Annotated in this window: 13 protein-coding genes; 8 read left to right on the forward strand and 5 right to left on the reverse strand. The window is 38.9% G+C overall.

Features of this window, described 5'->3' with window-relative positions; all coding sequences use genetic code 11:
- Window positions 1-516, forward strand: a 516-nt coding sequence (locus tag M1F55_RS01360; protein ID WP_247947114.1) for a transposase, incomplete at its 5' end; no start/stop codon positions are given.
- An 80-nt stretch (window positions 517-596) separates the two neighbouring features.
- Here the strand turns inward: M1F55_RS01360 and nrdF are convergent.
- The 3 genes from nrdF to nrdH all read right to left on the reverse strand — a co-directional run bounded on the left by nrdF (window position 597) and on the right by nrdH (window position 4,212).
- Window positions 597-1,559 carry a class 1b ribonucleoside-diphosphate reductase subunit beta gene (nrdF, locus tag M1F55_RS01365; protein ID WP_000451386.1) on the reverse strand — a complete coding sequence of 321 codons (963 nt, stop codon included), beginning with the start codon at window positions 1,557-1,559 and terminating at the stop codon, window positions 597-599.
- Between the two features lie 194 nt (window positions 1,560-1,753).
- On the reverse strand, window positions 1,754-3,913 hold the full coding sequence (nrdE, locus tag M1F55_RS01370; RefSeq protein WP_247947115.1) for a class 1b ribonucleoside-diphosphate reductase subunit alpha: 2,160 nt from the start codon (window positions 3,911-3,913) through the stop codon (window positions 1,754-1,756).
- An 80-nt stretch (window positions 3,914-3,993) separates the two neighbouring features.
- Complete coding sequence (nrdH, locus tag M1F55_RS01375) at window positions 3,994-4,212, reverse strand: glutaredoxin-like protein NrdH (RefSeq protein ID WP_000259240.1); 219 nt, start codon at window positions 4,210-4,212, stop codon at window positions 3,994-3,996.
- A 350-nt stretch (window positions 4,213-4,562) separates the two neighbouring features.
- On the opposite strand from nrdH, the gene M1F55_RS01380 reads away from it, so the two are divergent.
- The 4 genes from M1F55_RS01380 (at window position 4,563) to M1F55_RS01395 (ending at window position 7,788) form a co-directional block, all read left to right on the forward strand.
- On the forward strand, window positions 4,563-4,826 hold the full coding sequence (locus M1F55_RS01380) for a phosphocarrier protein HPr (RefSeq protein WP_000146947.1): 264 nt from the start codon (window positions 4,563-4,565) through the stop codon (window positions 4,824-4,826).
- Between the two features lie 5 nt (window positions 4,827-4,831).
- Entirely contained in the window at window positions 4,832-6,565 is a 1,734-nt protein-coding gene (gene ptsP, locus M1F55_RS01385; protein WP_247947116.1) for a phosphoenolpyruvate--protein phosphotransferase, read from the forward strand.
- 132 nt (window positions 6,566-6,697) lie between these two features.
- Window positions 6,698-7,192 (forward strand): YkgJ family cysteine cluster protein, encoded by a 495-nt coding sequence (locus tag M1F55_RS01390; RefSeq protein ID WP_084949820.1) that lies wholly within the window; start codon window positions 6,698-6,700, stop codon window positions 7,190-7,192.
- Window positions 7,193-7,248: 56 nt separating this feature from the next.
- Window positions 7,249-7,788 carry a ClbS/DfsB family four-helix bundle protein gene (locus M1F55_RS01395; protein WP_247947117.1) on the forward strand — a complete coding sequence of 180 codons (540 nt, stop codon included), beginning with the start codon at window positions 7,249-7,251 and terminating at the stop codon, window positions 7,786-7,788.
- 97 nt (window positions 7,789-7,885) lie between these two features.
- On the opposite strand, the gene dhaQ is transcribed toward M1F55_RS01395, so the two are convergent.
- Entirely contained in the window at window positions 7,886-8,875 is a 990-nt protein-coding gene (dhaQ, locus tag M1F55_RS01400) for a DhaKLM operon coactivator DhaQ (RefSeq protein ID WP_247947118.1), read from the reverse strand.
- Window positions 8,872-9,402, reverse strand: a complete 531-nt coding sequence (gene dhaS / locus M1F55_RS01405) for a dihydroxyacetone kinase transcriptional activator DhaS (protein WP_004254485.1) — start codon at window positions 9,400-9,402, stop codon at window positions 8,872-8,874. The genes dhaQ and dhaS overlap by 4 nt, the downstream gene beginning before the upstream one ends.
- Before the next feature lie 153 nt (window positions 9,403-9,555).
- Between dhaS and dhaK the strand changes: the two genes are divergently transcribed.
- From dhaK to dhaM, 3 genes are read left to right on the forward strand one after another with little or no spacing between them, the layout of a single operon-like run.
- On the forward strand, window positions 9,556-10,545 hold the full coding sequence (gene dhaK, locus M1F55_RS01410) for a dihydroxyacetone kinase subunit DhaK (protein WP_049502540.1): 990 nt from the start codon (window positions 9,556-9,558) through the stop codon (window positions 10,543-10,545).
- Window positions 10,546-10,566: 21 nt separating this feature from the next.
- Entirely contained in the window at window positions 10,567-11,142 is a 576-nt protein-coding gene (gene dhaL, locus M1F55_RS01415; protein WP_247947119.1) for a dihydroxyacetone kinase subunit DhaL, read from the forward strand.
- Window positions 11,142-11,516 carry a dihydroxyacetone kinase phosphoryl donor subunit DhaM gene (gene dhaM, locus M1F55_RS01420; protein ID WP_247947120.1) on the forward strand — a complete coding sequence of 125 codons (375 nt, stop codon included), beginning with the start codon at window positions 11,142-11,144 and terminating at the stop codon, window positions 11,514-11,516. Before dhaL ends, dhaM begins: the two co-directional genes overlap by 1 nt.
- Window positions 11,517-12,034: the final 518 nt, after the last annotated feature.

Consider the following 12,034-nt stretch of genomic DNA (forward strand, 5'->3'; position numbering starts at 1 on the left):
CGTGTCCAAATCATGAATCAATTTGAGCGAAAATCCCATGAATACAAGGACATCAAGCGCTACTGGAAGCTCATCCAGCAGGATAGTCGTAAACTCAGTGATAAACGTTTTTATCGCCCTACTTTTCGTATGCACTTAACGAATAAAGAGATTCTAGACAAGCTTTTGAGCTATTCAGAAGAGTTGAAACACCACTATCATCTCTATCAACTCTTACTTTTTCACTTTCAGAACAAGGAGCCAGACAAATTCTTCGGACTTATTGAGGACAATCTTAGGCAGGTTCATCCTCTTTTTCAGACTGTCTTTAAAACCTTCCTAAAGGACAAAGAAAAGATTGTCAACGCCCTTCAACTACCCTACTCCAACGCCAAATTAGAAGCGACTAATAATCTCATCAAACTTATCAAACGAAATGCCTTCGGTTTTCGGAACTTTGAAAACTTCAAAAAACGGATTTTTATCGCTCTCAATATCAAAAAAGAAAGGACGAAATGTGTCCTTTCTAGATTTTAGCTTTTCTTCAACCCACTACAGTTGACAAAGAGCCTTTTAAACAAGCCATGATATTTGTTATCAGTTCTGGGATAATTGAATTAGTCCAAACCGTAGTTGTAGTCATCGTCTTGCATAGCTTCAACTTCACCAAGAAGGTAACCATTTCCGACTTGAGAGAAGAAGTCGTGGTTAGAAGTTCCTGTTGAAATACCGTTCATAACGATTGGGTTGACATCATCAGCTGAATCTGGGAAGAGTGGATCTTGTCCCAGGTTCATGAGTGCCTTGTTAGCATTGTAGCGAAGGAAGGTTTTGACTTCTTCAGTCCAACCAACACCGTCATAGAGGCTCTCTGTATAACCTTCTTCATTCTCGTAGAGAGTGTATAGCAGATCGTACATCCATTCTTTGAGTTTTTCTTGCTCTTCTTCAGGTAATTCATTGAAACCAAGTTGGAATTTATAACCAATGTAGGTTCCGTGAACAGATTCATCACGAATAATCAATTTAATGATTTCAGCGACGTTGGCCAGTTTGTTGTTACCGAGATAGTAGAGGGGAGTGAAGAAACCTGAGTAGAAGAGGAAGGTTTCAAGGAAGACACTAGCAACTTTCTTTTCAAGTGGGCTACCGTTTAGGTAGATTTCGTTGACAATCTCTGCCTTCTTTTGTAGGTAAGGATTGGTATTGGTCCATTCGAAAATTTCTTCAATCTCAGCCTTAGTATTCAAGGTAGAGAAGATTGATGAGTAAGATTTAGCGTGAACAGATTCCATAAATTGGATGTTATTGAAAACAGCTTCCTCATGTGGTGTACGGATGTCCGCGCGAAGGGCTTGAACCCCAGTTTCAGATTGCATAGTGTCGAGAAGGGTTAAACCACCAAAGACTTTTCCTACCAAGTCTTTTTCTACATTTGATAGCTTTCTCCAGTCATCCAAGTCATTTGACAAAGGAATACGTGTATCGAGCCAGAACTGCTCCGTCAGTTTTTCCCAAGTTGATTTATCGATGACATCTTCGATGGCATTCCAGTTAATGGCTTTGTAGTAAGTTTCCATTTGAAATCTCTTTCTGTGTTTAGTATTGCGAACTCACAATTATCTCTATTTTATCATAATCCTAGAGTAGTTTCGCACAAAAAGTCGGAAGTCCGACTTTTGTGTTTTTCCATAGTATAGGTGCTTATTCCAGTTTAGTTTAGCAGGGTGAATGAATCACTAATTTGAGAAAAAGTAGTTTCCTCAAGCAAAGATTAAATCACACAGCTTTCACATTGGTTGGCACCGACTTCTCCACCATCATCTGTAAAGGTACGGACGTAGTAGATAGACTTGATTCCCTTGTTAAAGGCATAGTTACGAAGGATAGACAAGTCACGTGTCGTTTGCTTATTTTCCTTCTTCCATTCGTAAAGACCTTTTGGAATGTCACTACGCATGAAGAGAGTGAGTGAAAGTCCTTGGTCCACGTGCTCAGTTGCGGCAGCATAGACATCAATCACCTTACGCATATCCATGTCGTAGGCAGAAGTGTAGTAAGGAATGGTTTCTGTTGACAAGCCAGCAGCAGGATAGTAGATTTTACCGATTTTCTTTTCTTGACGTTCTTCGATACGTTGCGTAATCGGGTGGATAGAAGCAGAAACGTCGTTGATGTAACTGATAGAACCATTTGGCGCTACAGCAAGGCGGTTTTGGTGGTAAAGACCATCTGCTTGAACCTTGTCGCGAAGTTCAGCCCAATCAGCAGCACTTGGGATAAAGACATCTTTGAAGAGTTCCTTAACACGGTTTGATTTTGGAACAAACTCGCCAGTTACATACTTGTCAAAGTAGCTTCCGTTAGCATAGTCTGATTTTTCAAAGTTGTGGAAGGTGATACCACGTTCTCGCGCGATATTGTTTGACTCAACCAAGGTCCAGTAGTTCATAAGCATAAAGTAGATGCTTGTAAACTCAACAGACTCAGGTGATCCATACTCAATCAGTTGTTGGGCAAGGTAGCTGTGAAGTCCCATTGCACCGAGACCAAAGGTATGAGCTTGGCTATTTCCATGGTCGATAGTAGGGACAGCTACGATGTGTGAACTATCTGTAACGAAAGTAAGGGCACGAACCATAGCACGGATAGAACGACCAAAGTCAGGTGAAGTCATCATGTTGACCACGTTAGTTGAACCAAGGTTACATGAAACGTCTGTTCCCATTTGAAGGAATTCTTGAGCATCGTTGATCAAGCTTGGTTCTTGGACTTGAAGAATCTCAGAACACAAGTTACTCATGATAATCTTACCATCAACTGGGTTGGCACGGTTAGCCGTATCAATGTTGACTACATAAGGGTAACCAGACTCTTGTTGCAATTTAGAAATTTCCGTTTCTAAATCGCGCGCCTTGATTTTTGTCTTGCGGATGTTTGGATTTGCGACTAATTCATCGTATTTTTCAGTGATGTCGATGTAGTTGAAAGGAACACCATATTCAAGTTCTACAGAATATGGGCTGAAGAGGTACATTTCTTCATTTTTACGGGCTAATTCATAGAATTTATCTGGTACTACAACACCAAGTGAAAGGGTCTTGACACGAACTTTTTCATCGGCGTTTTCTTTCTTAGTTGAAAGGAAAGCGATAATATCTGGGTGAAAGACGTTAAGGTAGACAACACCAGCACCTTGACGTTGCCCCAATTGGTTTGAATAAGAGAAGCTGTCTTCGAAGAGTTTCATAACAGGTACGACTCCAGAAGCGGCTCCTTCGTAGCCTTTGATAGGTGCACCAGCTTCACGAAGGTTGCTGAGGGAAATTCCCACGCCACCACCGATACGTGAAAGTTGGAGAGCTGAGTTGATAGAACGTCCGATAGAGTTCATATCATCAGTTACTTGGATCAGGAAACATGATACCAATTCACCACGACGAGCACGTCCAGCATTCAAGAAGGAAGGAGTAGCAGGTTGGTAGCGTTGGTGGATGATTTCATTGGCAATATCGATGGCAACAGCTTCATTGCCATCAGCGAAATAAAGGGCGTTAAAGAAGACACGGTCTTCCATGCTTTCAAGATAATATTCACCGTCGTTGGTTTTCAAAGCATATTGATTGTAAAATTTATAGGCAGCCATGAAAGACTTGAATTGGAAGTTTTGTTCTTTAATAAATTGAGACAATTCTTCCAAGAATTCTGGACGGTATTTCTTGATAAAGGCTGTTTCGATATAGTTGTGTTCAATGAGGTAGTTGATTTTATCTTTGATTGAATCAAAAACCATAGTGTTTGGAACTACATTTTCTTTAAAGAAAGCATCCAAGGCTTCCTTATCTTTATGAAGCATGATTTGTCCATTGACAGGACGGTTGATTTCGTTATTGAGACGGAAGTAAGTCACGTCCTCAAGATGTTTTAATCCCATAAAATTTCCCTTATCTAATTATAAAAGAAAGGCTTCTAAGTTAGCCCTAGAAGCAGTTTCTTCTGGATGATGTACTAAGATTATGCTAATTGTTTTAGTTTTCCTGGTTGGAAACCTGAAAAGACTTCAGTTGGTGTTTGGATAACAGGAGCTGCGCTGAAACCGAGCTCTTTAACTTGATCGATGTACTCAGGTTGCTCATCAAGATTGATTTCACGATAAGCGACATTATTACTGTCCAAGAAACGTTTGGTCATTTTACATTGGACACAGTTGTTTTTAGAATAAACGGTTACCATTGTGTAACTCCTCTTTCAAAATAGATTACTTTCTTAGTATATCAGAAAATAAATTTTTGTCAATGATTTGAAACTAAATATAGTGGTCTATTTTTCTACTAAAGGTTGCAAAACACAATATGTAGTGTTTGTTTTATGAAATAGTGATAATTATCCTAGAAGTAGTTTTTTGGAAAACTATATCCTGTGTTTTGTTATCTAGAATAGAAGATTTTCAGCAAGTTATCTGAAAGGAAATCGAATAAATCCCATAAAATGCTTGAAAAAAATCCTAGAAGATGATATAATACCAAATTGTAAGGGTTATCACATATAACTCAAAAAAGAAAGAACAAAAGGAGAGTCAAACTATGGCTTCTAAAGATTTCCACGTAGTGGCAGAAACAGGTATTCACGCACGTCCAGCAACATTGTTGGTACAAACTGCAAGCAAATTTGCTTCAGATATCACTCTTGAGTACAAAGGTAAATCAGTTAACCTTAAATCAATCATGGGTGTTATGAGTCTTGGTGTTGGCCAAGGTGCTGATGTAACTATCTCAGCTGAAGGTGCAGATGCAGATGACGCTATCGCTGCAATCTCAGAAACAATGGAAAAAGAAGGATTGGCATAAGGAAAATGACAGAAATGCTTAAAGGAATCGCAGCATCTGATGGTGTTGCAGTTGCAAAAGCATATCTACTCGTTCAACCGGATTTGTCATTCGAGACTGTTTCAGTCGAAGATACAAACGCAGAAGAGGCTCGTTTGGATGTAGCTCTTGAAGCTTCTCAAAACGAGCTTTCTCTTATCCGTGAGAAAGCTGTAGGTACGCTTGGTGAAGAAGCGGCTCAAGTTTTTGACGCTCATTTGATGGTTCTTGCTGACCCAGAATTGATTGGTCAGATTAAAGAAACAATCCGTGCTAAGAAAGTCAATGCTGAAGCAGGTCTTAAAGAAGTGACTGACATGTTCATCACTATCTTTGAAGGCATGGAAGACAACCCATATATGCAAGAACGTGCAGCGGATATCCGCGACGTGACAAAACGTGTATTGGCAAATCTTCTTGGTAAGAAATTGCCAAACCCAGCTTCTATCAATGAAGAAGTAATCGTCATTGCGCATGACTTGACACCATCTGATACAGCTCAATTGGACAAAAACTTTGTAAAAGCTTTTGTAACAAACATCGGTGGACGTACAAGCCACTCAGCTATCATGGCACGTACACTTGAAATTGCAGCTGTATTGGGAACAAATAACATCACTGAAGTAGTGAAAGACGGTGATATCCTTGCCGTTAACGGAATTACTGGTGAAGTCATTATCAACCCAACAGATGAACAAGCGGCAGAATTTAAAGCAGCTGGTGAAGCTTATGCTAAACAAAAAGCTGAATGGGCACTTTTGAAAGATGCTCAAACAGTGACTGCTGACGGTAAACACTTCGAGTTGGCTGCTAACATCGGTACTCCAAAAGACGTGGAAGGTGTTAACAACAACGGTGCAGAAGCGGTTGGACTTTACCGTACAGAGTTCTTGTACATGGATTCTCAAGACTTCCCAACTGAAGATGAGCAGTATGAAGCATACAAGGCTGTACTTGAGGGAATGAATGGTAAACCAGTAGTTGTTCGTACAATGGATATCGGTGGAGATAAGGAACTTCCTTACTTCGATATGCCACATGAAATGAACCCATTCCTTGGATTCCGTGCCCTTCGTATCTCTATTTCTGAAACTGGAGATGCAATGTTCCGTACACAAATCCGTGCCCTTCTTCGTGCTTCTGTTCATGGTCAATTGCGTATCATGTTCCCAATGGTTGCCCTCTTGAAAGAATTCCGTGCAGCTAAAGCAGTTTATGAAGAAGAAAAAGCAAACCTTCTTGCTGAAGGTGTTGCAGTTGCGGATGACATCCAAGTTGGTATCATGATTGAAATCCCTGCAGCAGCGATGCTTGCAGACCAATTTGCTAAAGAAGTAGACTTCATGTCAATTGGTACAAACGACTTGATCCAATACTCAATGGCAGCAGACCGTATGAACGAGCAAGTTTCATACCTTTACCAACCATATAACCCATCAATCCTTCGCTTGATCAACAACGTTATCAAGGCAGCTCACGCTGAAGGTAAATGGGCTGGTATGTGTGGTGAGATGGCTGGTGATCAAAAAGCTGTTCCACTTCTTGTCGGAATGGGCTTGGAGGAGTTCTCTATGTCAGCAACATCAGTCCTCCGTACACGTAGCTTGATGAAGAAATTGGACACTGCTAAGATGGAAGAGTACGCTAACCGTGCCCTTACAGAGTGTTCAACAATGGAAGAAGTTCTTGAACTTCAAAAAGAATACGTTAACTTTGATTAATGTCATTAACCTTGTAACCTAGTTGCAAGGTTTTTTGACGCATTTTGGGAAAGTATAGTCTAATAAACTCCACTTTTCAATGATGAAGAGGCATGATATAATAGGAGAAACAAATAGAATAAGAGAGAAATCATGTCTAAAGAAATTGATATTGAATATTACCACCAGCTGGCCTTACAAAAGCAGAAGGAGCACCGTAAAGTTTTAGCCAATTTAAAGAAAAAACCTCCTAAAAACCTAGACAAGATAGCCCAGCAGATTCACCAAGAAGTTTTTGAGGAGATTGATTGCACCGCCTGTGCTAACTGTTGTAAGACTTTGGGACCCGACTTTAAAGAAGCGGATATTACACGAATTGCCAAGTATTTTAAGATGAAATTACCAGCTTTTGAAGCGGAGTTTCTGCAGGTAGATGAAGATGGCGATAAGGTTTTTAAATCCATGCCCTGTCCCTTTTTAGGAGGAGATAACCTCTGTTCCATCTATGAAGTTCGTCCAAAGGCCTGCCGAGAGTTCCCCCATACAGATCGCAAAAAGATCCATCAAATCAACCATTTGACGATTAAGAATACTTTGACCTGTCCAGCAGCCTATCTCTTTGTTGAGAAATTAAAGGATAAGTTATAGAGATTTAAAGGATAAAAAATTTCTAATAATAACTAACAATATGAAGGGAGAACTCTGTGCCTAGACCGAAAACAAAAGAGGAGCTAGTACTGGCCTCTAAGGAAAACTATGAAAAGCTCAATCGTTTCATCTCCCAACTAAGTGAAGATGAGCTACAGACTCCATTTGATTTTTCAAGAGACCCAAAGAAAAAAGAAGCTCACTGGAAAAGGGATAAAAATCTAAGAGATGTTCTGATCCATCTTTATGAATGGCATCAGTTACTTTTGACTTGGGTACATTCTAATCAAGAAGGTCACGAAAGGCCTTTTCTACCTGAACCTTATAATTGGAAAACTTATGGAGAAATGAATATCGCTTTTTGGAAGAAGCACCAGAAAACCTCCTTAGAAGAAGCGACTAGACTCCTAGAACAATCACATAGGGAGGTTTTAGAATTGATAGAAGTTTTTAGCAATGACGACCTCTTTACCAAAGGTGTCTATAAGTGGACCGGCGGAACAAGTCTAGGTTCCTACTTTGTCAGTAACACCTCCAGTCATTATGATTGGGCTATGAAAAAACTCAAAGCTCATCGGAAGAATTGTAAGGGATAGATGGCCTATTTGAAATGGCAAGAATGAGTTCTTTTAAACGTAAGATAAAAACAAAGGGCCATCAAGTGATGTAGCCCTTTTGAGTTATACAATTAAATTACCATGCAAAAGCTGTCGTTGGAGCATTGAGCGCTTCTAACCACTGTTTATTTTTTACGGGGCAAAGAGTTACGGATATACCAGCCATATCTAGACTGGTCATAAATGTTCCTGATTTTATAAAGGTAATAGTGACTCCTTCAATTTCTAAGAGTTGAAGGAGATCATTGATAAATACGCCCATTTCTAGGTTGGTAGTAGTACCTAGATTATTTACAAGCAATATAAATTGATCACCCTTTTTCCAATGATAGTGCAATCTTAATTTGCTTATAATTTCATTTGCAAGGATTTCCGAAGATTGAAATGGAACGATACGATAGCCTTCTTCGCCATGTATCCCAATACCATAAGAAATATTTCCTTCTTCCAAGTTAAATAGTGGAAGGGTGGCTTGAGGGAGACTAGCCGATTTCGTTGCAAAGCCAATTGTTGCGATTTCGGGAGCAAGTTCATGACCTAAATCAGTTAGTTGCTCGATGTCGGCACCATTTTGAGCTGCATATCCTAGAACTTTATGAAGTAAAATAGTCCCTGCAAGCCCTCTCCCTCTAATTTGAAATCTATTGTGAGGTTCAATTGAAATATCGTCGTGTGCTAGACTATAGCCGACTTTAATTCCTTCTTTTCTAGCAGTGTTAATGGCAGAGCTAAATTCTTTGATGTCTGCTTCGAAATTTTTTACAATGATGAAGACACCGTGACCATTGTTTAAAAAACGAATGGACTCTAAGATTTCAGTTCTTGTAGGAGGAGTAAATAATTGGCCATAGATAGCAGCGGTAAGCATTCCTTCTCCCACATATCCAATATGCGCAGGTTCGTGACCGGAACCTCCACCCGACAATATTGGAACCTGATGAGGATTGCGATTTTTTTGATAGACTAGTGGTAAAGTAGGGTGTTTTTCTAATTCAGGATGACTGCTGACAGTTGCCGAAATGTAACTTGAAATAATTTTCTGTTTATGATTTGAAATAAATGTCATTGTGGTCTCTTTCCAATAATTGTCATGATTAGAAAGTCTGGTTGTGGAACTGGACTTTTTTTATTGACGTAAGCTTTCACGATTTCTGCTAGAGCGTGTGAATGATAGTCTAACAAAAAACAAGTATAAGCAGATGAATCGATATCAATCTGACCATATTCTCTTAAAATTTTTGATACAAGCAAGCGACAGTAGCTGATAAAGTGGTCATAGAAGTTATTTTGCCCTTGAATATCAAAAAGTTGAATATAAAAATCACGCTCTTGTTCGAAATAAAAAAATAATTCTTGTAATAGTTTTTGGCCTGAAATGAAGTCCAAGTTATTGGTGATATACTCGGTTAAGTCATTTTCAAATATCCAGTCTAGCAGTTCATATTTGTCAAGAAAGTGATTATAAAAGGTCTGTCTACGAATGCCAGCTGATTCCATGATATCTACAATAGAGATTTTATCAAATTCTCTAGTAGCTAATAGGTCTCTAAATGCCTTGGCAATCCGTTTTTTTGTAATAAATGATGATGCCATAGGAAGCCTTTCTTTTACTTACTTCATTTTACCAAAAAAATGTTTTAAACGGGTTTAAAAGGGGACAAATAATAGAATCTGTCCCTTATCATCCAGCAATAAAAAATATATAATGAAAGCGAAAACAAAGGTACATGTTGAAAGGAGTTTCTCATGAAAAAAATTATAAATGAACCGACACAAGTTGTTGATGAAATGTTGCAGGGATTGTCATTCATGCATGATGACTTGGTTCAACGCTTAGATGGTTTTGATGTCATCGTTAGAAAGGCAGAAAAGACAGGAAAAGTTGGACTCATTTCAGGTGGAGGTTCAGGACATGAACCAAGTCATGCTGGATTTGTAGGAGATGGAATGTTGTCTGCTGCCATTTGTGGAGCAGTCTTCACTTCACCTACTCCGGACCAAATTTTAGAAGCCATCAAGGCGGCTGATGAAGGTGCTGGAGTTTTCATGGTCATCAAGAACTATTCTGGGGACATCATGAATTTTGAAATTGCACAAGAACTTGCTGAAATGGAAGGTATTGATGTAGCAAGTGTTGTAGTCGATGATGATATTGCGGTTGAAAATAGTCTCTATACCCAAGGTCGTCGAGGTGTCGCAGGTACTATATTAGTCCATAAAATTTTGGGTGATGCGGCTCGTTCTGGTAAAACATTATCTGAAATGAAGGACTTGGCTGACAAACTTGTCTTAGAAATTAAGACAATTGGGCTGGCCTTGTCTGGAGCAACCGTTCCTGAAGTTGGGAAACCTGGATTTGTTCTAGAAGATGATGAATTTGAATATGGAGTTGGTATTCATGGTGAGCCAGGATATAAAAAAGAGAAAATGCAACCTTCAGCACAATTGGCCTCAGAATTGGTTGAAAAATTATCTGAAGGTTTCCAACTTAAGGCTGGTGAACGCTATGGGCTTCTCATCAATGGTTTAGGAAGCACTCCTCTTATGGAACAATACGTATTTGCAAATGATGTTGCTAAATTACTCCATGAAAAAGGTGTTGAGTTGGCATTTAAGAAAATTGGAAACTATATGACCTCAATTGATATGGCTGGCTTGTCATTAACATTGATTCGATTGGCAGATGATGAGTGGTTGGATGCTCTAAATGCATCTGTTACTACCCCAGCTTGGTAAGACTCAAGGAGGAAATGTTTCATGAATGCTGAACAAGCTCTTGAATGGATGAAGCTTTTTAATGAAAAGATTCAAGAACAGAAAGATTACCTTAGTGAGTTAGACACTCCAATAGGAGATGGAGACCACGGTGGAAATATGGCACGTGGCATGGCTGCAGTTATGGAAAACTTAGAAGGAAAGCAATTTGAGACCAGCAGTGATGTGTTTAAACTTGTCTCAATGCAATTACTGAGTAAGGTAGGCGGTGCTTCTGGTCCCTTGTATGGCTCTGCTTTTATGGGCATGGCCAAGGCTGATTCTCATTCTAAATTAGAAGAAATCTTACAAAGTGGTTTGGATATGATTATCAAACGTGGGAAAGCAGAAGTTGGAGAAAAGACAATGGTTGATGTTTGGACTCCTGTTATTGTTGCTTTGTCTGCTGGTCAATTGACTCAAGAGGTTATTGATAAGGTAGTGAATGCTACCAAAGATTTACTTGCAACTAAAGGAAGGGCATCTTATGTAGGAGAACGTTCTCTTGGACATATTGATCCTGGATCATTCTCATCAGGATTACTCTTTACTGCTCTTTTAGAAACTGGGGTGGTTTAATGGGAAGTATTGGTCTTGTTATCGTTTCACATTCCAAACACATTGCAGAAGGTATTGTTGAACTGATTAGTGAAGTAGCTAAAGATGTTCCAATTACTTATGTAGGAGGAACCGAAGATGGAGGAATTGGAACGAGTTTTGATCAAGTAGATAGGGTTGTTTCCGAAAATCCAGCAGATACTTTATTAGCTTTTTTTGACCTAGGTTCTGCCAAAATGAACTTAGAAATGGTGGCTGATTTCAGTGATAAAAGTATCATGATCAATAGGGTTCCAATTGTAGAAGGTGCCTATACTGCAGCTGCTCTTCTTCAGGCTGGTGCAGAACTGTCAGTTATTCAAACACAGTTGTCGGAGCTTGAAATCAATAAATAAGGAATCATCCTATCATTTCTTTTATAGGTGAGTTATTGATTATCTCAACTATCAAAGTTTAATACTCAATGAAAATTAAAGAGCAAACTAGGAAGCTAGCCGCAGGCTGTACTTGAGTACGGCAAGGTGAAGCTGACGTGGTTTGAATTTGATTTTCGAAGAGTATAAGTAAATGATTTCAAAATCAGAAAAGGATTGCTTTATGCAGTCCCTTTTTGTTTAAAAGGAGTAGAATCATAGAGTTTCTAAATTGTGAATCAATCAAAACTGATTGGGATGGGACTATTCTAGCTTTAGAATTCTTTAAAAATTAAAATTTAAAGCAATCAATGACTTAGAATAGTGCAAAAACATCTATTTTATAGGAATTCTAGGTTTAGAATTGCATAGATATTTATGAAGTTAGAGTATTCGATAGTTAGGATTGTTCTATTCTGAAAGATTTGAGCTGTCAATTGTATAGGATAGTATTATTCTATGTTAGATTCCAGTAAAAATGATTGGATAAATAATATTAA

It is taken from the genome of Streptococcus mitis (genome assembly GCF_023109235.1).
Lineage (GTDB): Bacteria > Bacillota > Bacilli > Lactobacillales > Streptococcaceae > Streptococcus > Streptococcus mitis_DA.

What these genes read in the sequence shown, in the direction of transcription:
- dhaL (WP_247947119.1), top strand. Translation starts at nt 10,567, where the DNA reads ATGAATGCTGAACAAGCTCTTGAATGGATGAAGCTTTTTAATGAAAAG.
- dhaS (WP_004254485.1), bottom strand. Translation starts at nt 9,402, where the DNA reads ATGGCATCATCATTTATTACAAAAAAACGGATTGCCAAGGCATTTAGA.
- dhaM (WP_247947120.1), top strand. Translation starts at nt 11,142, where the DNA reads ATGGGAAGTATTGGTCTTGTTATCGTTTCACATTCCAAACACATTGCA.
- nrdF (WP_000451386.1), bottom strand. Translation starts at nt 1,559, where the DNA reads ATGGAAACTTACTACAAAGCCATTAACTGGAATGCCATCGAAGATGTC.
- M1F55_RS01390 (WP_084949820.1), top strand. Translation starts at nt 6,698, where the DNA reads ATGTCTAAAGAAATTGATATTGAATATTACCACCAGCTGGCCTTACAA.
- nrdE (WP_247947115.1), bottom strand. Translation starts at nt 3,913, where the DNA reads ATGGGATTAAAACATCTTGAGGACGTGACTTACTTCCGTCTCAATAAC.
- dhaQ (WP_247947118.1), bottom strand. Translation starts at nt 8,875, where the DNA reads ATGACATTTATTTCAAATCATAAACAGAAAATTATTTCAAGTTACATT.
- ptsP (WP_247947116.1), top strand. Translation starts at nt 4,832, where the DNA reads ATGACAGAAATGCTTAAAGGAATCGCAGCATCTGATGGTGTTGCAGTT.
- nrdH (WP_000259240.1), bottom strand. Translation starts at nt 4,212, where the DNA reads ATGGTAACCGTTTATTCTAAAAACAACTGTGTCCAATGTAAAATGACC.
- dhaK (WP_049502540.1), top strand. Translation starts at nt 9,556, where the DNA reads ATGAAAAAAATTATAAATGAACCGACACAAGTTGTTGATGAAATGTTG.
- M1F55_RS01380 (WP_000146947.1), top strand. Translation starts at nt 4,563, where the DNA reads ATGGCTTCTAAAGATTTCCACGTAGTGGCAGAAACAGGTATTCACGCA.